The sequence below is a fragment of the Xanthomonas campestris pv. campestris str. ATCC 33913 genome, assembly GCF_000007145.1.
GTDB classification, from domain to species: domain Bacteria; phylum Pseudomonadota; class Gammaproteobacteria; order Xanthomonadales; family Xanthomonadaceae; genus Xanthomonas; species Xanthomonas campestris.
Genome location: NC_003902.1, coordinates 4651350 through 4670498, shown reverse-complemented (window position 1 = coordinate 4670498; position 19149 = coordinate 4651350). Strand labels below are relative to the sequence as shown.

Below are 19149 nucleotides of genomic sequence, written 5' to 3'. Positions count from 1 at the left end.
ACGCCTCACGCGTTGCCTTGACCATACTGGGCCGGTATTCGGCCGCCACGATGGAGAGCGACGCCATGCAGAGTGAAGCTGCCACGTCCGCGCGGGTGATACGCGGCCGCGATTGGGTTGGCGTTTTTGCCGCGGGCTGGCTGCTTGTCTGCAGCGCGGTGGCCACCGCCGCGCCGGCGCCGACACCGCAGCAACTGCAATGGCTGCAGCGCGCTACCTACGGTGCCAGTGCGGAGAACGTGGCGCAGTTGCTGCGGCTGGGCCAGGCGCGTTACAGCGCGGCCCTGCTGCAAGCCAGCGACGATGCAGCGTTGCCTGCACCGGTGCGCGCGCAGCTGCAGCAGTTCGATGCATTGCATACCCCGCTCGACACCTTGCTGGTGCAATACGAGGCCGACAAGGCGCGTTTGCAGGCGATGCCCGATGGCGATGACAAGGTGGCCGCGAGCAAACAGTGGCGCGCGCGCGGTGGGCAGATGCTCACCCAGGCGCGCCAGGCGCAATTATTGCGCGCGGTGTATGCGCCGGATCAGATGCGCGAGCAACTGGTGTGGTTCTGGCTCAATCATTTCAGCGTGTATGCCGACAAGGGCCGCGTGAAGTGGATGGCCGCCGATTACATGGAAACCGCCATCCGCCCCAATGCCACCGGTAAGTTCGCCGATCTGGTGATGGCCACGCTGCAGAGCCCGGCGATGCTGGAGTATCTGGATAACGCCAAGAATGCCAAGGGCAAGGTCAACGAGAACTACGCGCGTGAGCTGATGGAGCTGCATACGCTCGGCGTGGATGGCGGCTACACGCAGCAGGATGTGCAGCAGCTGGCCTTGATACTCACTGGCGCCGGCCTGGTGCAGGTCAAACGCGAGGGCCTGGTGCCGCCGCCCGCAAAGGATCAAGCACAGGTCGTGCGCAAGGGGCTGTTCGAATTCAACCCGGCCCGTCATCAGCCCGGCGACAAGACCTTGCTGGGTCAGCGCATTGCCGGTGGCGGCCTGGATGAGATCGAGCGGGCTGTGCAACTGCTGGTGCGGCAGCCGGCGTGTGCGCAGTTCATCTCGCACAAGCTCGCCGAATACTTCGTCAGCGACAAGCCGCCTGCGGCGTTGGTGAAGCGCATGGCCGCCACGTTCCAGCGCAGCGACGGCGACATCGCCCAAGTGATGCAGACCATGCTCGCCGCACCGGAATTTGCCACTGCGCAACCGCGCAAATTCAAGGACCCGAATCGTCTGGTGGTGTCGGCGATGCGGCTTGCCTACGACGGGGAAGTCATCACCAATGCCGCGCCGATGGTGAGCTGGGTGCAGCAACTCGGTGAGCCGTTGTTCGGACGGATCACGCCGGATGGATGGTCGCTGCAATCGCAGGCCTGGACCAGTTCCGGGCAGCTGGCGCGTCGCTTCGAAGTGGCACGCACGCTGGGCAGCGCGCCGGTGCAATTGTTTCAACGTGACGATGTGCCGCAAGAGCTGAGCAACGCGCGCAAACCACCAATAACGCGCATCGATGCGCGCCCCGCATACCGCTGGCTGCAACCGTCGCTGTCGGTGCAGACGCGCCAGGCGCTGGAGCAGGCGTGCACGCCGCAGGAGTGGAATGGGTTCTTGCTGTCTTCGCCGGATTTCAACTATCGCTGAGCGGGGGTGCACCGATGCAACGACGTCAATTTTTGCTGGCCTCCGCTGCCGCTGCGAGTCTGCCGTGGAGCGGCCGCCTGTTTGCTGCCCCACGCGACAGCGCCCGCATGCTGGTGGTGTTCCTGCGCGGCGGCTACGACAGCAACAATCTGTTGGTGCCGCATGGCAGCGATTTCTACTACCAGGCGCGTCCGACGCTGGCGATCGCCCGGCCAGACACCAACAATCCGCGCAGCGCGTTGGCACTGGATGCGCAGTGGGGTCTCAACCCGGTGGTGGGCGAGTCATTGCTGCCGCTGTGGCAACGCAAGCAACTGGCGTTCGTGCCGTTCGCCGGTACCGATGATCTGTCGCGCAGCCATTTCGAAACCCAGGACGATATCGAATCCGGCCAGGTGGCCACGCAGCGCCGCGATTACCGCTCCGGCTTCATGGCGCGGTTGTCGGGTGTGCTCAGCGGCGTGCCGGCGATCGCTTTTACCGACTCCTTGCCGCTGACGTTCCAGGGCGCTGGCGATCTGCCGAACGTCTCGCTCAAGGGCATTGGCAAGCGCGGCCTTGATGACCGCCAGGCGCAGATCCTGGCGCAGATGTATGGCGCCACGCCGTTGGCCGCGGCCGCGCGTGATGGCCTGGCGTTGCGGCAGCAGGTGACCACCCAACTGCGAGAGGAAATGGAGCAGGCCGGCCGCGGCGCGGCCAGCGCACGCACCTTTGCCGACGAGACCCGGCGCATGGCGACCTTGATGCGCGACCGCTACCGGCTGGGATTTGTGGATGTCGGCGGATGGGATACGCATGCCAACCAGGGCAGCGTCGAAGGTGGGCTGGCCAATAACCTGCGTAACCTCGGGCAGGGCCTGGCCGCCTATGCGGACGCCCTGGGACCGGCATGGCAGGACACCGTGGTGGTGGTGATTTCCGAGTTCGGGCGCACCTTCCGCGAAAACGGCAGCAAGGGCACCGATCATGGTCACGGCACTGCGTACTGGGTGCTGGGCGGCGCTGTGCAGGGTGGGCGCATCGCTGGCGAGCAGGTCGCGGTGGCGCAGGCGCAACTGCTGCAGAACCGCGACTACCCGGTACTCAACAACTACCGCGACCTGTTTGGTGGCCTGTTGGGCCGGCTGTGGGGCTTGTCGCCATCGCAGCTGGAGCGGGTATTCCCTGGTGCCAGGCCGCGCAATCTTGCACTGGTCTAAGGCAGCAAACCAATGCAGTCACGATGATGCAGAACCTGCGGCACGGCGTATCAGGTGCGCGTGCGTTGCCGGCACGGCGGCAGTGATCGCAAGCGATGCGGTGGCCGTCGTGTTACTTCAGTTTGGCGGCGCGTGCGCGAACGGCGAGGCGCCATAGAAACGGGTCAGATGTGCGGCCACGCGCGGCATCTCGCGTGCGATCACCTGCGGTGCGGAGAAGTGATACTCACTGAGCACGGCGAAGAATTCTTCGGGCGCTTCGGCGGCGTACGGGTCGATGTCGGTCTGCGTGCCTGCGTCCACCTGGCGGCAGAACGCGGTATAGGCCTGCTGGAAATCGCGTGCCCAGTCGCGGTACTGCGCTGCCGGCAGCGGCGGCGTGCCGTCGAGCGCGCCATCCAGCGCATCGAGCTTGTGCGCCATCTCGTGCACCACCACGTTGAAGCCGGCGGTGGGATCGGCCAGATCGGCCTGCACATCGGCCCAACTGACGATCAGCGGGCCATGCTCCCAGGCCTCGCCGATCAGGGTGTCGTCCCAGGCGTGCATGACGCCGGCCGCATCCATGTGGGTGCGCTGCACGCGGAAGGCATCCGGATACACGATCAACTGCGACCAGCCGCGCCAGCCGGCGGCGCCGATGTTCAACAGCGGCAGGCAACAGGTGGCCGCCAGCAGCACGGCATCGTGCGGGGTCAGGGTCAGCCCATGCACCGGCGAAATGGTCTTTTGCTGCAGGAATTGCGTGGTCAGTGCACGCAGGCGGTGTTGCCGCGGCGGATCGAGCGCGGTAACCCAGGCGCACTCGGTGCAGACCGCCTGCCAAAGTGCATCGTCAAGGGCAGCAGGTGGCCGGCGTAGCCAGCGCAACACCCACTGGATCAGCGGAACATGCCCGGCAGGAAGCTGTGCCAACGCGGCATCATGCGCATGCGTGGGAACAACGCATCGCCTTCGCCACCGCCGCCATTGGAGGCGGGTGCAGGCTTGTGGGCCGGTGCGCGCGACGCGGCGGGTGGCTCGCCATTTGGCGTTCTGCCGCGTGCTGCCGAGTTGCTGCTGACGCAGCTCTCATGATCGCCGTCGGCCAGCTGGTCCGTTGCCAGAGCGGCGAGCGGAGCCAACAACAAGAGCAGGCAGAGCGTGAGTCGGCGCATCGTCCACATCCAGGGCAAGCGGCGTAAGTCCCCGATCATAACGTGGTTTTCACCCCATCACGCAAGCCGCGCTGGGCGCCTGGGGGAGCTTGGCGCATAATTTCACGGATCGATTTGGGGACCTTGCCGTGGACGACCGCGCGTTGCTGGCCAAACTTGCGACTGGCCGGCTCTCCGGCGACACGCTGGCGCGCGAGGCCGGGCTCACCCGTGCCGCGGTGTGGAAGCGCATTCAGAACCTGCGCGCGGCCGGGGTTGCGATTGACGGCCAGGCCGGCGAGGGCTACCAGCTTGCCGCGCCGCTGGACCTGCTCGACGCCCAGCGCATCCGCGCCGCCCTGCAAGCCGATGCCGCCGCCGGGCTGGCGGCGCTGGAGCTGGCCTGGACCGTGGACTCCACCAACACCAGCCTGCTGGCGCGGCCAGCGCCCGAGCAGGGCGTGGCGGTGCTGTTGGCCGAGCGGCAGACCGGCGGGCGCGGTCGCCGGGGCCGGCAATGGGCTTCGCCGTTGGGCGCGCACCTGTACCTGTCGGCATCGCGTCGCTTCAGTGGTGGGCTCGGGCAGCTGGCCGGGTTGAGCCTGGCGGTCGGGGTGGCGGTGGCCGAGGCCTTGCGCGGCTGCGGGTTCAACGAAGTTGGGCTGAAGTGGCCCAACGACCTGCTGGCCCGCGGGCGCAAGCTCGGCGGCCTGTTGATCGAAGGCGGCGGTGAGATGGCCGGCAATGCGCGCGCGGTGATCGGGCTGGGGTTGAATGTGCACATGCCGCCGGCTGCGGCTGCCAGCATCGACCAGCCCTGGGTAGACCTGGATACCCTGGCCGGCCGGCCGGTGTCGCGCGACCAGATGGTGGCGGCCGTGCTGTCCGGGCTGATCCCGGCGCTGGCGTTGTTCGAGGCGCAGGGGCTGGCCCCGTTCCTGAGCCGCTATGCCGCGCTGGACCTGCTGAGCGGGCGCGCGGTGCAGGTGGAGGAAGCCGGCAGCCTGCACCGCGGCACCGCGCTTGGCCTGGCGGCCGATGGCGCGCTGCGTGTGCAGATCGGCAGCGATGTGCGCCTGTTCCACTCCGGAGAAGTGAGCGTGAGACCTGCATGAGTGAGTGGCTGTTCGACCTGGGTAATTCGCGTTTCAAATACGCGCCGCTGGACGGCACTCGCGCCGGCGATGTGCAGGCCTGGGCGCACGGGGCCGAGGCAATGGATACCGCCGCGTTGTCGGCGCTGCCGTCGGGCAAGGTTGCGCACGTGGCCAGCGTGGCCGCCGCGGGCCTGACCGAGCGCGTGCTGGCCAGCCTGCGCACGCGCTTTGAGCAGGTGCGGGTGGTGCGCACCGCCGCTGCCTGTGCCGGCGTGCGGATTGCCTATGCCGACCCGAGCCGGTTCGGGGTGGACCGCTTCCTGGCCCTGCTCGGCGCGCGCGGTGATGCGCCGGTGCTGGTGGCCGGGGTCGGCACCGCGCTGACCATCGACGTGCTGGGCGCAGACGGCCAGCATCACGGCGGGCGGATCGCTGCCTCGCCGACCACAATGCGCGAGGCGCTGCATGCGCGCGCCGTGCAGCTACCGCCCACCGGCGGCGCCTATGCCGAACTGGCCAACGACACCGACGATGCGCTGACCTCCGGCTGCGATGGCGCGGCGGTGGCCTTGATCGAACGCAGCCTGCAACACGCCGCGCGCACCCTTGGCATGCCGGTGTGCTTGCTGGTGCACGGCGGTGGCGCGCCGCCGTTGCTGCCGTTGCTGCCCACGGCCGAGTTCCGCGCCGCGCTGGTGCTGGACGGCCTGGCGACCTGGGCGACGCATTCGGCCGCGCCGTAGAATCGGCCGCATGTACGTACGCGCACTCATCGTTGTCCTGATCATCCTCAACGCCGGCGTGGCGTTGTGGTGGGCACTGCAACCGGCGGCTGTCCCGCCGGCGGCGCCGTCGCAACCGGCAGGTGTGGCGCGGCTGGAGCTGCTGCCCACGCCGCCCACCGCTGCCGCGCCCGCCGTTGCCACGGTGGCGCCAGCAGCAGCGCCCGTGCCGCCCCCGGCGGCCCCTGCAGCGCAGCCGGCTGTCGCAGCGGTGGACAACACTCCACCGCCCACGCCGGCGGCAACCGCCGCTGTCACCCCAGCGGCGGTTGCCGCAAGCCCGCCGCCCGCCGTTGCCGCACCCGCCGAGCGCTGTACCAGCCTGGGGCCGTATGCGGCGCGTGCCGAAGCCGATGCGGCCTTGCCCGCACTGCGCGGGCAGGCCAGCCGGACCAGCGTGCGCGAGGACAAGGATGCGGGAGTGAGTACCTTTCGGGTAATGCTGCCGAATGTCGGCGACCGCGCCGCGGCGCAGGCGCTGGTCAAGCGCATTGCTGCGGCCGGAATCGGCGATTACTACGTCATTGCCCAGGGGGAGGACAACAGCATCGCGCTGGGGCAGTACCAGAGCCGTGAGCGTGCAGAGCGGCGCCAGGCCAGCCTGGTCAGCGCCGGCTTTCCCGCGCAACTGGTGCCCAGTGGCACCGGCCAGTCACGCTGGTGGATCGACGTGCGCAGCAGTGCGTCGGTGTCCAGCCTGCAGCGCAGTGCGGGCGCGAGCCGGCAACGATCGCTAGACTGCACCGCGCTGCGCTAGAATGCCCACCGGCGCGCAACGCGCTTGGCCTTTGCCGGCATAGCTCAGTTGGTAGAGCAACCGCCTTGTAAGCGGTAGGTCCCCAGTTCGAATCCGGGTGCCGGCACCATAAGGTCTTTCGCTGCATCCCGGAAACGTCCATGTCTCCAGGCATTGGCCGCGCTGTGGTTCAGCGTCCCCAGAAGGCATCTTCCTGGGTTTGATCGGCCGAGAACAGCCGGACTTCGACGATCTTGCCGTCTTCGATGCGCAGCAGGTCCACGCCCGCTTGCTTGAGCGTGACGCCGTTGGCCTGGCCGGAAAATTCCAGGGTGATGGCCACCCAGTCGCCACTGGCCATGTAGTCGTCTGCACGGCTGATGGCGAAGGTGCCGTTGGAGACCTCCATCATCTTGCCCAACATCGGCCCGACGACAGCCATGCCGCGGTGGGTGCCGGAGAACTGATGGTTACCCGGCTGGTGCCAGATCACGTCGGGCGAAATGATGCTGCCCAGCGTTGCGTGGTCACCGGTCTGGATTGCGGTGATGTAGGACTTGGCGATGTCGATGGTGTTCATGGTGCTTTCCTTGGTTGGTTGAAATGTCGGAGCGTAAGGTTTGACGGCGCTTCTGCCCGGCTGGCCGATCTGTCGTGGGAGAGAGCGGTGCGATCTGCCGCGATCCGTCAGGACATCAGGCTTTGCAGGGCGCCCGGATGCAAGGTGATCGACCAATTGACGTGAACCACGCGCCAACGTCCTTCGATGTGGCGAAAGACCTGCGTCGAATTCCACGGAGTGCCCGGCTTTTCACCGCCCTGGCCGTCGCTCACGATGTTGCGCAGCACGGCCATGTCGCCGCCATCGCTGACCATCACGACCGGGTGGAGGTAGTCGTTGCGCAGGATCTTGAGCTTGCCCTCAAACACTTTGCGGAAATACGCCTCCACCGCGGCGTGGCCGTCCAGACGCAACTCGGTGAGGGGGTCGAAATACGACACGTCGTCGCTGTAGACCTCCAGTGCGCCATCGACGTCGCCGCGGTTCCAGCGTTCGTTGATGCCGTCGTCCACGGCCAGAATGGCCTGGGTGATCTCTGCAATATCGACTCTCATGGTCGGTCTTCTCAATCAGGCGGGACGTGGTGTAGGAGTGATTATTGGACTTGATTGGCCAGCCCGAGCGGTCCAGAGTGGACACATGCTGATCATTTGCGGACATGTTTTGAAGAGCCTACGCTAATGACGACGACCAGACGCGCACGCGCTGCGGCGGCGCAGGCGACCTCCCAGATCCTGCATCTGGCCTACCAGCCCGCAGATCCCTATCGTCTCGACCTGGAAGTCTTCACGGTTGCCGATTTGCGAACCCGTGCGACCAGGGAGGAAGTGCAGGCAACGCACCGCTACGGATTCCATACCCTGTTGTGTGTGACCCATGGCGAGTGCACCCAGCTGGTCGACTTCAAGGCCATCGCCTGCGCGCCTGGCTCGCTCCTGATCGTGCGGCCCGGCCAGGCGCACAGCTATGGCGTCAAGGACGACTGGGATGGCTGGAATGTGATCTTTCGCCAGGAGTTCGTGCTGCCGGCAGCGACAACGCCGGGCGATTTGAAGCTCGCCTTCGATCTGGGCACGTTGCCGGATCATGTGCTGCTCGGTGGCGATGATCTGAAGCGGCTGACCGATGTGATCGCGCAAATGCGCGAGGACACGCTGATGCTGGCCCCGCAAGAGGACGTCCATGCGCTGTTGCGCCATCAGCTGCATGCGCTGCTGACGCGGCTGAGCATTTTGCACGGTCGTACCCAAGTGCGGGATGTTGCAGTGTCTGCGGCGCTGCGACGTTTTCACCGGTTTCAGCAGCTGGTCGAAGACCGCCACGCACAGTGGCATCAGGTCGCGGACTATGCCGATCGCCTTGGGTGCACGGAAAAGAGCCTGGCGCGCGCAGTGCGATCGGCAATGGGCACCACCGCAAAGACCTTCATTGCCGCACGCATCAATTTGGAAGCCAAGCGCCTGCTGGTGCACACGTCGATGCCGGTTGCTGCCATCGCAGAGAAGCTGGGCTTCGATGAAGCGACCAACTTCAACAAGTTTTTCAGGCGCGAAGTGGGGTGCACGCCTTCGGACTTTCGGCGGCGTTATCGGCTTGCGGATTGATTGCATGCCACGGCAGCGCGCTGTCGCCTGCGCTGTGTTCTTCAAGCCCGCCTGGCTGATGCGTCACACATGGCCAGCATCGTGTGCGGTTGAGCCCTGAAAGCTATGCAATAGCCTCTGCATTGATTGTCGGAGTTTCCGCGGCGCACGGTGAGATTGCGCGTTTTCTGGAAATCTTGCTGGCCGCACCAATTCCTCTCCCGCAAGGAGAGGCCTTTACATACGTTGCGCCGTACGCGCAAAGCGCATTGTGCAGTTTGTTGTTGTCTGCGCGCAGTACGCGCAGCAACTCAGGCCGGGCGACCGGCCGATAGCAGTTCCAGCGCGGCCTTTTCGGCGTCGGTGTGGGTGGCACCGACGCGCAGGCGGTCGGCCAGTGCTGCAACGACGACGGCGTGGGCTTGGCGGAGCACGCTGTCCGCATCGGCGCTGGCGTCGATGACGTGCTTGCCCGGCAGCTGCAGCGCCGCAAAGATCGCGCGGCAGCGTTCCAGGTTGTCCTGGGTTTCGAAATGATTGGGGGCATCGCCGCGTGCGCGGATGCGCGCCAGGCCGGTGGGCGGCGGCAGGTCGAGCAGCAACAGCAGGTCCGGGCGCGGCGCGAAATCGTTGGCGGCCAGCAGCGCATCCAGCGGCAGGCCGGCGGCGCCCTGGTAGGCAACCATGGACGGGAAATAACGGTCCAGGATCACGATCTCTCCGCGCGCCAGCGCCGGGGCGATCAAGGCTTCCACATGCTCGCGGCGGTCGCGGAGCAGCAGGTCGACCTCGTCCTGGGCGCTCAGCCGCCCGGTGGCGGCCGACTGCCGCAGCTGTGTGCCCCAGGGGCCGTTGGTCGGCTCCTTGCTCAGCACGACGCGCGCGCCGGCCTGCTCCAACAGTGTGGCCAGGCTCCTGGCGAGGGTGGTCTTGCCGGCTCCGTCGATCCCTTCGATCGCGATCAACAAGCCGCCTGGCGTGAGTTCGATAGTCATCACGCTACTTTAGCCGATCCCCCTGAATCCGCCGATTGCTGCGTGCAGTCGCGTGCTGGTCAGTGCACCGACAAGCGCATGCAGCATTCGCCGCCGTATGTGTCAGGAATGTCCCGATGCCGCCGCTCGTGTCCGGTTGTCATACTGAACAAGTCAGGCACGGTGCTCAATCGTGTAGCGTTTGAGCGACGCTTTACTGACTTCAAGGATGAAGGACGCGTCGCCGCCACCCTAGAGGCGGCATCCCCCGCGTGACGCCCTCTGCAGGCACCGTCGTGACCGGATTCCTTGACTCACTTTGTGTGCGCGTTGATTGCGCACGGCCACCTTCCGCTCAGACCGGCGCGGAGGTGTAGCGATAGGACAGCAGCGTTTTCACCAGGAAGGTGATCTGGGTGGCCGAGCGCGCATCCACGCGCATGACCGGGATGCGGAAGCCTTCGGCCACCAGTGCTTCGCGGAACGGCGGCAGCAGAAATTCCTGCACCTCGTCGGTCATGGTGACGCCAACGGCGAGGCTGGCCTCTGGCGTAATCCGCGAAAATTCGCGCAGCAGCTCCAGCGTGGTGTCGCGCATCTGCGTATCGCGCGCGCTGGTCAGCACGATCACGCCCAGGGCGCCGTCGCACACCAGGGGCCACATGAAATCCAGGTATTTCTGGCCGGGTACGCCGTAGACGTGCAGCAGCTCGCCGTCTTCGAGCTCGATCGAGCTGTAGTCCAGCGCCACGGTGGTGTAGGTCTTGTCGCCGTAGGCATCCTGGCTCAGCGGCATTTCGGTACTGACCGGTTCCACGTCGGAGATCGCACGCACCGCGGTGGTCTTGCCCGCGCCCATGCCGCCCACGAACACCAATTTGTTGGCCGGAAGACTCATGACTGCGCCTGGGAGAGAGTGAGACCGAACCGACGTGCAACCCAGGAAAAGAACCGGGAATTGCTGCTGTTCTGACGACGCGGCGTGGACGGCACGGCAATCTCCGCAGTCTGGGCAAGGCCGCTGGCCAGCGCGGCGGCGAACAGGCATTCCACCGTTTGCAGCGGCAGCTTGCAAGCATTGGCCAGCGCCTGCGGGCGCCACGGCCGGGCATGCAGGTGCGCGATGGCCAGCAACTGTGACGGCGTGCTGGTATCGGCGCTGAGTTCCGGCCATTGGCGCAGTTGCAGCGCGTGGCCCGGTTCCACCGCCGGCAGTGCCGGGCGCAGGTGTTCGGGCACTGCGAAATACAGCGCTTCCAGTGAGATGCGTTGGGTGGCGGCGGTGCCGATATCGCCCATTGCGCGTTGCCAATCGGGGCGATCCAGCGCAGCCACCAAGGCGGCCAGCGGCAGCGAGGCGGGCAACTCCAGCCAGCCATTGCCCGGGTCCACACGCACGCGCAGCTGCGCCTGTTGCAGCACCACCGCATCGGTACCGAATTCGCCGCGGCAATGGCGCAGCAACAGCGCCAGCTCGGCGGCCGGCGCGTGCTGCGGCGAGGACAGCAGCAGGCGTAATTGTTCGTTGAGTTCACGCACGGTGGCCCCGTGCTTGAGCCATGCGCCCGCCACCGGCGTGCGCGAGACCACCAGTACCCGCACCGGCTGGCCTTGCAAGGCCTGCCACGCGGCCAGGCCATCGGCACTTTCCAGACCCAGCACCACCACATCGGCGGCGTGCTTGGGCCACTCGCCCAGCTGCACGTCGATGCGTTCGGCGAGCAGCAGCGAGCAGGCCAGTTTCAGGCGCGTGGTGTGCAGCAGGTCCAGGCCGGCCGTGGCGACCCGCATGGTGTGGATGGGTGTGGTCATGATCTGGCGCCTGGCGGCGCATCGAGGCAGCAACGCCTGCCGGCGGGCGCCGGCAGGCCAATAGCAACGGCGCAGTGGCGCCGTTCTTTAACGATCAACCGATCAACCGAAGTCGAGGGTCTTCTCGAACGCCTTCAGTTCGTGACGTGCCATGGCCAGGTTGGCCTTGGCGCGGTCCAGCACCACGTACAGAAACAGCGCGCCGTTGCTTTCCAGCGGGCGCAACAGGTGGTACTGCTTGCTCAGGGTGATCAGGATGTCTTCGATGGTGTCGTTCAAGCCCAGCTGTTCGGCGATGCGGCGCTTGGCGCGCACTACTTCGGTGTTGCCGGCCGCAGCCAGTTCCAGGTTGAGCTCGGTGCCGCCGGTCATGCCCAGCGCCATGCCGCTGTCGCTATCGACCAGCGCGGCGCCAACGAAACCGGCCAGCGAATGCAGTTGTTCCAGATTGAGTTTTGACACGAGTCGTCCTTACCAGCGTTGAGAAATGAGTGGGCGGATGCCGTGCGCACACGCAAGCACGAACAGTGCCAAGCGAGCACTGCTACGCGGCGGCCGGCGGTGGGGTTGCCAGCACCGTGGCCAGCCGGCCCGCGCAATCGCGTGCGTTGAACAGCAGCGCGGCGGCATTGAGATCGCTGGCGCCCACGGCGGTCAGCGTCAACGGTTTGTCGGCACGGATGCGGATCAGCACCAACTGCCCGCCACGGGTGCTGATGGTGGCGTAATCGGCTTCGCTCAGGCCCGATTCGCGCGCCAGCGTCTCGCCCAGCGTCAAAAACGAATTGGCCATGGCGGCAAGCCGGCGGCCATCGGCGTCGAGGCTGGATTGCTCGGTGATCGCGCGCCCGTCGGCGGTGGACAACATCAGCAGCCGGATCCCCGGTTCGCGCTCGATGGTCTGCGCAAATTCGCGCCCGATGCGCTGCAGGTCGTACTGATGCGACGCCCGCGCGACTTCGCCCACGGCAGCCTTGACGACCTGGTTGACGGCGTTGTGCGGCATGAAAATTTTCCCCCTGTTGCGAACGGCCTGCGCGAATAAGTGACACCGGTCCTGCGCTGGCGGGCGAACGATACCATCGGCATATGAGGGCAAAGTCATACCGGCCTCAGCTTCTTAACTGTGCGGTCAGACAAGCACAGTCCGCAAAGCTGCGCGTGCCACAAACTGCCCCGCAACGTCACTTATGACGGTGCTCACGGCAGTCATGACGACTGCGCACCACGATGCAAGCGGTGTGCCGTGCTGCGCTGCCGCGCGTAGTTGCGCGATGCGACGACTAGACTGCGCGGCTTTCCCGATGCTGGAGCAATGCATGGCAACGCAGTACGTGCCGGTTTCCCTGATTGGCGTGCCCACCGACATCGGTGCCGGCCACCGTGGTGCCCGGATGGGGCCGGAGGCATTGCGCATCGCCGGGCTGCAGGAGGCCTTGGTCGGGCGCGGCGTCGAGGTGCGTGACCTGGGCAATCTGGATGGCCCGCGCAATCCGTGGCAGGCACCGCAGGCCGGGTACCGGCATCTGGACGAGGTGGTGGCCTGGAACCAGGCGTTGATGGACGCCAGCTACGCACAGCTGTGCGCAGGCCGCATGCCCGTCATGCTGGGCGGCGACCATTGCCTGGGCATCGGTTCGATCACCGCGGTGGCCAAGTACTGCCGCGAGCAGCATCGCCCGCTGCGGGTGCTGTGGCTGGATGCGCATTCGGACTTCAATACCAGCGAGGTAACCCCGTCCGGTAACGTGCACGGCATGCCGGTGGCCTGCCTGTGCGGCCTTGGCCCGCAGGCGCTGACCCACCTGGGCGGCAGCGCGCCCGCCGTGTTGCCCGAGCAGATCCGGCAGATCGGCATCCGCTCGGTGGACCCGGACGAGAAGCGCCTGATCAAGCAGCACCGCATCGACGTCTACGACATGCGCTACATCGACGAAGCCGGCATGAAGCGCACCATGGAAGCGGCCCTGCAAGGCATGAGCGCCGATACCCACCTGCATGTGAGCTTCGATGTGGACTTCCTGGACCCCAGCATTGCGCCGGGCGTAGGCACCACCGTGCCGGGTGGGCCGAACTACCGCGAGGCCCAGCTGGTGATGGAGATGATCGCCGACACCGGGCGAATGGGGTCGCTGGATATCGTGGAGCTCAATCCGGTGCTAGACAACCGCAACGCCACCGCCGAGCTGGCGGTGGATCTGGTGGAAAGCCTGTTCGGCAAGTCGACGCTGATGCGAGATTGATCGGTGCCTGAACGTCTGGCCCGGCGTTCACATCAAATCCACGGTCGCGCAGTCAGATTTGGCGCCAAGCGGGGTGCATCGGCACCGGACGCGGAACCGAGGAAGACCAAATGAAGCGACTGCTGACACTGATGGTGCTGGGCCTGTTCTCGGCCGGCATGATGACTGGCTGTAACACCATGGCTGGTGCCGGAAAGGACATGCAGGGTGCGGGTGACAAGGTCGAGAAGACCGCCGACAAATGCAGCGACGGTAAGTGCTAATCGGTTTTGTTTGATCTGTTTGGTTGGTCTTGATTGATCTGCGGCGACCGCCGCGTGCCTATGAAGGAGTGAGTTTATGAAGCGTGCAATTGCATTGTTGGTGCTGTCGATGTTGTCGGTTGGAATGCTGGCGGGTTGCAACACCGTCGCAGGTGCCGGCAAGGACGTGCAGGGCGCTGGCGAGAAGGTGGAAGACGCCGCGCGCAAGTGATCCACTTGCTGCATCGGTGAACAAAAACGGGCCGAAAGGCCCGTTTTTTTTGTGGATGACGCAATGGCGCGCGGCGCTATGTGCGGGTGCAGGCACCTCCGTCGCACGCCGTTGCGATGGCAACCGTTCATCGCGGTGAGTGCGCGCTCGACATCTTTTGACCTGTGCCGAACGCGGCCAGAATCAAGCTGGCACCACGGTCAATCGCGGCCGCAAGCAGCGGAGAATCGCAATGAACACTGACATCATTTCCGGCAAGTGGACCCAGCTCAAAGGCCAGATGCAGGCCAAGTGGGGCGACCTCACCGACGACGATTTCAAGGTGGCCGAAGGCAATGCGGAATACCTGCAAGGCAAGCTCCAGGAGCGCTATGGCTGGGACCGTGATCGCGCCCAGACCGAGGTGCGCGCCTTCGAGAAGTCGCTGCGCGACGACCGCTAAGGCACGCCGTGCCCGCTCGCCCATCGGCTGAGCAGCGTGTGCAAGGGACGGGCCGCACTGCGGCCCGTCTTTCGTTGTACGCGGCAACGGCGCCAGGCGCTAACGGATGCCCTGGCGCGGAACCGTTAAACTTGCAGGCTGATTCCCTGGCCTATGCAGATGACCACTCGCGTTCTTACCGGCATCACTCCCTCCGGCACACCGCACCTGGGCAACTACGTCGGTGCGATCCGCCCGGCCATCCAGGCCAGCACGGCCACCGATGCCGAGAGCTTCTACTTCCTGGCCGACCTGCACAGCCTGATCAAGGCGCAGGACCCGGCGCGGACGCAGCGCTCCACGCTGGAAATCGCAGCCAGCTGGCTGGCATGTGGCCTGGATCCGGACAAGGTGTGGTTCTACCGCCAGTCCGATGTGCCGGAGACCACCGAATTGATGTGGCTACTGACCTGCGTGGCCGGCAAGGGCATCCTCAACCGCGCGCATGCCTACAAGGCGGCGATGGACAAGAACCGCGCCGAGGGCGAGGACGAAGACGCCGGAGTCACCGCCGGATTGTTCATGTATCCGGTGCTGATGGCCGCCGATATCCTGATCTTCAATGCGCACAAGGTGCCGGTGGGGCGCGACCAGATCCAGCACATCGAGATGGCGCGCGATTTCGCGCAGCGCTTCAACCATGTGTATGGGCAGGACTATTTCACCCTGCCCGATGCGGTGATCGATGAGCAGGTGGCCACCTTGCCGGGCCTGGATGGCCGCAAGATGAGCAAGAGCTACAACAACACCATTCCGCTGTTCGCCCCGCGCGAGGAATTGCGCAAATTGGTGTTCTCGATCCTGACCGACTCGCGTGCGCCGGGCGAGGCCAAGGACACGCAGGGCTCGGCGCTGTTCCAGCTGTACCAGGCCTTCGCCACGCCGCAGGAAACCGCTGCGTTTGCACAGGCCTTTGCCGATGGCATCAGCTGGGCCGATGCCAAGCAGCAGCTGTTCGAACGCATCGATCTGGAGATCGCACCGCTGCGCGCACGCTATGAGGCATTGATGGCCGAGCCGGCCAAGATCGAGGCGACGCTGCGTGCCGGCGGTGCGCGCCTGCGTGCCCGTTATGCCACGCCGTTGCTGGCGCAACTGCGCGATGCGGTGGGCTTGCGCGATCTGTCCAGCCAGGCCAGCGCGGTGGGTCCGGCGACGGCGGTCAAGGCTGCATTACCGGTATTCAAGCAATACCGCGAGAGCGATGGCCAGTTCTATTTCAAGTTGCACGACGCGGCCGGCACCTTGCTGTTGCAGAGCGATGGCTTTGCATCGCCGCGCGAGGCGGGCCAGCTGATTGCGCGCTTGAAACAGGCCGAAGACACCACCCAGCTGCAACTGCCGGGTGTGCAGCTGCCCGCCGATGCGGCGCCGGTGCTTGCCGCATTGCGCGCGCTGCGCGAGGCGTGATTGTCGCCGCTTGACGTGGTCCACAGCGGCCCGCTGCGCACGCGTCTACACTTGAGGCTGCGCATGGCAATCGTGTGGTGGGCATGACAGAACCCGTCGAGCATGGCATCCAGACCATCGACACCGGCTTTGGCGGCGCGAACTTCGATGCCGCCTACCTGATCGTCGACGAACAACGCGGCGCATTTGTCGATTGCGGCACCAGTCTGTCGGTGCCGCACATGTTGGCGGCGTTGACTCATGGCGGGCTGACGCCGGCGCAGGTGGAGTGGTTGATCCTGACCCACGTGCACCTGGATCATGCTGGCGGCGCCGGTGCCTTGCTGCAGCACCTGCCCAATGCGCGCGTGCTGGTGCATCCGCGCGGTGCGCCGCATATGATCGATCCGGCGCGTCTGATTGCCGGCGCCACCGCCGTCTATGGCGCCGAAGCGCTGGCGCGCAGTTATGGCGAGATCCTGCCGGTGCCGGCCGAACGCGTGGTGCAGGCACCGGACGGGCACACGCTGCTGTTGGGTACACGTGCGTTGCAGTGCATCGACACGCCCGGGCATGCGCGGCATCACCTGTGCCTGTGGGATGCGCGCAGCCGCAGCTGGTTCACCGGCGACACCTTCGGTTTGTCGTATCGCCAGCTCGATAGCGCGCAGGGCGCCTTCATCCTGCCGACCTCATCGCCGGTGCAGTTCGAGCCCGACACCATGCTGCAGTCCATCGCACGGCTGATGGCAATGGCGCCAGAGGCGATGTATCTCACCCACTATGGTCGCGTGACCCATCCGCAGCGATTGGCGCAGGCGCTGGTGCAGCAGATCCATGCGATGACCGAGATCGCGCACGGCTGTGCCGAGCGTGCCGACCGCCATCGCTGCCTGGTGGCCGCATTGACCGCGCTCTACCTGGAGCGCGCACGCCAGCATGGCTGCCCATTGGACGATGCCGCGGTGGAGCACTTGCTGGCCACCGATATCGAACTCAATGCGCAGGGATTGGCCTGCTGGCTGGACCGGCCGGTGCGCGCGGGCTGAGGCAGCGTATGGCGTGTGGTTGCGCTGCAAGTGGCGGCAACCGCGTGCGAATCACTGCGCAGCACGCTTGCCCATATCACGCAGCAACACAGCGCTACGGTTTTGCGCGCGCGCTTTGTAAACTGTCGGTCATCTTTGAGTTGCAAGGCCACGCCGTGAATCCGATGCGCATCCTGCTGTTGTCCGCCTGCCTGTTTGTGGGAGGCGTGGCGCAGGCCGCCAACGATCTGCCCGGCGGCGGGATCGATGCCGAAGCGCTGTCGCGGCATGTGCGCCTGCTGGCGTCCGACGATTTTGAAGGGCGTGCACCGGCCAGCACCGGCGAGCAGCGCACCGTGGATTATTTGGTCGAGCAATTCAAGGCCGCAGGGGTGCAGCCCGGTGGCGAGCAGGGCGGGTGGACCCAGGCGGTGCCGCTGGTGCGTGCGCAGGTGGATGGGCCGGTCCGCGCGACGTTGCATGTGGGCGGCAAGGACCAATCTCTGGTCAACGGCACCGATGTGACCTTGCAGAGCCTGCGGCCGATCGACACGGTGGCATTGAAGAATGCACCGCTGGTGTTCGTGGGCTACGGCATCAGCGCGCCGGAACGGCAGTGGGACGACTACAAGGGCGTGGACCTGCGCGGCAAGATCGCGGTGGTGCTGATCAACGATGCCGACTTCGATACGCCGCAGCCGGGCGCGTTCGACGGCAAGGCGGTGACCTACTACGGCCGCTGGACCTACAAGTACGAAGAAGCCGCGCGCCGCGGCGCGGCCGGTGTGTTGATCGTGCACGAGACCGCGCCGGCCGCGTATGGCTGGGCCACGGTGCAGAGCTCCGGCCTGTCGCCGCTGTTCGATATCGAACGCAGCGATGCCGACGCCCGCGCGCAGCACGTGTCGGTACGTGGCTGGATGCAGCGTGCGTTGGCGGAATCGTTGTTCCAGCGCGCCGGCCTGGATTTCGAGCAGGCCAAGCAGCGTGCGCAGCAGCGCGACTTCGCACCGATCGCGCTGGGCGATGCGCGCCTGTCGGTAGACTTCAAGCTCAAGCGCGAGCGGGTGGTGACCCACAACGTGGTGGGCAAGCTCACCGGTAGCCAACATCCGGATGAGACGGTGATCTTCTCCGCGCACTGGGATGCGTTTGGCGTTGGCAAGGCCGATGCAAGCGGCGACACGATCCGGCGCGGTGCGGTGGACAACGCCACCGGCGTGGCCAGCGTGCTGGAACTGGCGCGCGTATTCGCCGCCGGCCCCAGACCGCAGCGCACGCTGTACTTCATTGCGTTGACTGCCGAAGAGAAGGGCCTGCTGGGTGCCAACTACTACGCGGCACATCCGCTGGCGCCGTTGGACAAGACCGTGGCGGTGCTCAACATGGAGATGTTCAGCCCGAATGGCCCGACCCGCGACATCGCCTCGTGGGGCCGTGGGCGGGTCTCGCTGGAGGGCGATCTGGAACAGGCGGCCAAGGCGCGTGGGCGCACGTATTCGCCGGACCCGAATCTGGAAGCGGGCTTCTTCTACCGCGCCGATCATTTCGCGTTTGCCCGCATGGGTGTGCCGGCGATCACCGCAGGCCCGGGCCTGGACATGCTCGACGGTGGTGTGGCTGCCGGCAAGGCGCTGCGCGATACCTACTTTGCGCAGTGCTATCACCAACCCTGCGATCGCTGGACCCCGCAATGGGATGCCAGCGGCCATGCGGCCGACACCACGCTGGCCTATGACGTGGGCGTGGCGCTGGCCAACAACCGCCAATGGCCGAGCTGGCAGGACGGTTCGGAATTCAAGGCGATCCGCAGCAAGAGTGATGCGGCGCGCAAGTAAGCGCGCAGTGGTGCGGACATTGCGCCGTCGACCAGCCGAGCGCAATTCGAATGCCCGGTGTTGCGGTCAACCCTCAGGTGTTGAATGGCTGCCGACGGACCTGCTCGAGGAGCGGCTAACAGAACGGGCTCATCGCGGAATCGTGTGGGTGTGTTCGGCGAGTTGATGCAGC

General features: G+C 66.0%; 22 protein-coding genes and 1 tRNA gene. 14 read left to right on the top strand and 9 right to left on the bottom strand.

Annotated features, from left to right (window positions below):
• Nucleotides 1-50 precede the first annotated feature (50 nt).
• Together XCC_RS20430 and XCC_RS20425 are read left to right on the top strand one after the other, a co-directional pair.
• Nucleotides 51-1640, top strand: a complete 1590-nt coding sequence (locus XCC_RS20430) for a DUF1800 domain-containing protein (RefSeq protein ID WP_011039014.1) — start codon at nucleotides 51-53, stop codon at nucleotides 1638-1640.
• Nucleotides 1641-1654: 14 nt separating this feature from the next.
• Entirely contained in the window at nucleotides 1655-2842 is a 1188-nt protein-coding gene (locus XCC_RS20425; RefSeq protein WP_011039013.1) for a DUF1501 domain-containing protein, read from the top strand.
• A gap of 117 nt (nucleotides 2843-2959) precedes the next feature.
• On the opposite strand, the gene XCC_RS20420 is transcribed toward XCC_RS20425, so the two are convergent.
• Nucleotides 2960-3715, bottom strand: coding sequence for a zinc-dependent peptidase (locus XCC_RS20420; protein ID WP_011039012.1), 756 nt, complete (start codon nucleotides 3713-3715; stop codon nucleotides 2960-2962).
• An 8-nt stretch (nucleotides 3716-3723) separates the two neighbouring features.
• Entirely contained in the window at nucleotides 3724-4038 is a 315-nt protein-coding gene (locus XCC_RS20415) for a hypothetical protein (RefSeq protein ID WP_012439513.1), read from the bottom strand.
• A 50-nt stretch (nucleotides 4039-4088) separates the two neighbouring features.
• Between XCC_RS20415 and birA the strand changes: the two genes are divergently transcribed.
• From birA to XCC_RS20395, 4 genes are all read left to right on the top strand, one after another.
• Nucleotides 4089-5093: a bifunctional biotin--[acetyl-CoA-carboxylase] ligase/biotin operon repressor BirA gene (gene birA, locus XCC_RS20410; RefSeq protein WP_194734206.1), complete on the top strand. Its 1005-nt coding sequence runs from the start codon at nucleotides 4089-4091 to the stop codon at nucleotides 5091-5093.
• Nucleotides 5090-5818, top strand: coding sequence for a type III pantothenate kinase (locus XCC_RS20405; RefSeq protein ID WP_011039010.1), 729 nt, complete (start codon nucleotides 5090-5092; stop codon nucleotides 5816-5818). Before birA ends, XCC_RS20405 begins: the two co-directional genes overlap by 4 nt.
• Nucleotides 5819-5828: 10 nt before the next feature.
• Nucleotides 5829-6614 (top strand): SPOR domain-containing protein, encoded by a 786-nt coding sequence (locus tag XCC_RS20400; protein WP_011039009.1) that lies wholly within the window; start codon nucleotides 5829-5831, stop codon nucleotides 6612-6614.
• Between the two features lie 33 nt (nucleotides 6615-6647).
• Nucleotides 6648-6723: transfer RNA gene (locus XCC_RS20395), tRNA-Thr, on the top strand.
• A 60-nt stretch (nucleotides 6724-6783) separates the two neighbouring features.
• On the opposite strand, the gene XCC_RS20390 is transcribed toward XCC_RS20395, so the two are convergent.
• Nucleotides 6784-7173, bottom strand: a complete 390-nt coding sequence (locus tag XCC_RS20390; protein ID WP_011039008.1) for a nuclear transport factor 2 family protein — start codon at nucleotides 7171-7173, stop codon at nucleotides 6784-6786.
• 107 nt (nucleotides 7174-7280) lie between these two features.
• The gene (locus XCC_RS20385; RefSeq protein WP_011039007.1) at nucleotides 7281-7709 is read right to left on the bottom strand and encodes a YybH family protein; all 429 of its coding nucleotides are present in this window, start codon (nucleotides 7707-7709) and stop codon (nucleotides 7281-7283) included.
• 54 nt (nucleotides 7710-7763) lie between these two features.
• Between XCC_RS20385 and XCC_RS20380 the strand changes: the two genes are divergently transcribed.
• Nucleotides 7764-8759: a helix-turn-helix domain-containing protein gene (locus tag XCC_RS20380; RefSeq protein ID WP_228442236.1), complete on the top strand. Its 996-nt coding sequence runs from the start codon at nucleotides 7764-7766 to the stop codon at nucleotides 8757-8759.
• Between the two features lie 290 nt (nucleotides 8760-9049).
• Here XCC_RS20380 and tmk read toward each other — a convergent pair whose 3' ends face one another.
• The 5 genes from tmk to XCC_RS20355 form a co-directional block, all read right to left on the bottom strand.
• Nucleotides 9050-9733, bottom strand: coding sequence for a dTMP kinase (gene tmk / locus XCC_RS20375; RefSeq protein ID WP_011039005.1), 684 nt, complete (start codon nucleotides 9731-9733; stop codon nucleotides 9050-9052).
• 334 nt (nucleotides 9734-10067) lie between these two features.
• Nucleotides 10068-10610, bottom strand: coding sequence for a GTP-binding protein (locus XCC_RS20370; RefSeq protein ID WP_011039004.1), 543 nt, complete (start codon nucleotides 10608-10610; stop codon nucleotides 10068-10070).
• Entirely contained in the window at nucleotides 10607-11524 is a 918-nt protein-coding gene (locus tag XCC_RS20365) for a hypothetical protein (protein WP_011039003.1), read from the bottom strand. The genes XCC_RS20370 and XCC_RS20365 overlap by 4 nt, the downstream gene beginning before the upstream one ends.
• A gap of 102 nt (nucleotides 11525-11626) precedes the next feature.
• Nucleotides 11627-11986, bottom strand: a complete 360-nt coding sequence (locus XCC_RS20360) for a hypothetical protein (RefSeq protein WP_011039002.1) — start codon at nucleotides 11984-11986, stop codon at nucleotides 11627-11629.
• Between the two features lie 82 nt (nucleotides 11987-12068).
• Nucleotides 12069-12530, bottom strand: a complete 462-nt coding sequence (locus XCC_RS20355) for a roadblock/LC7 domain-containing protein (protein WP_011039001.1) — start codon at nucleotides 12528-12530, stop codon at nucleotides 12069-12071.
• Nucleotides 12531-12843: 313 nt separating this feature from the next.
• Here XCC_RS20355 and rocF point away from each other — a divergent pair, with 313 nt between their 5' ends.
• The 7 genes from rocF to XCC_RS20320 all read left to right on the top strand — a co-directional run bounded on the left by rocF (nucleotide 12844) and on the right by XCC_RS20320 (nucleotide 18977).
• Nucleotides 12844-13767 (top strand): arginase, encoded by a 924-nt coding sequence (gene rocF, locus XCC_RS20350; protein WP_011039000.1) that lies wholly within the window; start codon nucleotides 12844-12846, stop codon nucleotides 13765-13767.
• A gap of 110 nt (nucleotides 13768-13877) precedes the next feature.
• Nucleotides 13878-14030, top strand: coding sequence for an entericidin A/B family lipoprotein (locus XCC_RS20345; RefSeq protein ID WP_011038999.1), 153 nt, complete (start codon nucleotides 13878-13880; stop codon nucleotides 14028-14030).
• Between the two features lie 76 nt (nucleotides 14031-14106).
• Complete coding sequence (locus tag XCC_RS20340; protein ID WP_011270059.1) at nucleotides 14107-14241, top strand: entericidin A/B family lipoprotein; 135 nt, start codon at nucleotides 14107-14109, stop codon at nucleotides 14239-14241.
• A gap of 232 nt (nucleotides 14242-14473) precedes the next feature.
• Nucleotides 14474-14683, top strand: a complete 210-nt coding sequence (locus XCC_RS20335) for a CsbD family protein (RefSeq protein ID WP_011038998.1) — start codon at nucleotides 14474-14476, stop codon at nucleotides 14681-14683.
• Nucleotides 14684-14842: 159 nt separating this feature from the next.
• On the top strand, nucleotides 14843-16132 hold the full coding sequence (locus XCC_RS20330) for a tryptophan--tRNA ligase (RefSeq protein ID WP_029629069.1): 1290 nt from the start codon (nucleotides 14843-14845) through the stop codon (nucleotides 16130-16132).
• Between the two features lie 83 nt (nucleotides 16133-16215).
• A complete protein-coding gene (locus XCC_RS20325; protein WP_043877842.1) occupies nucleotides 16216-17160 on the top strand; it encodes an MBL fold metallo-hydrolase in 945 nt (314 codons plus the stop codon).
• Nucleotides 17161-17324: 164 nt separating this feature from the next.
• Entirely contained in the window at nucleotides 17325-18977 is a 1653-nt protein-coding gene (locus XCC_RS20320) for a M28 family metallopeptidase (RefSeq protein WP_043877841.1), read from the top strand.
• Nucleotides 18978-19149 lie beyond the last annotated feature (172 nt).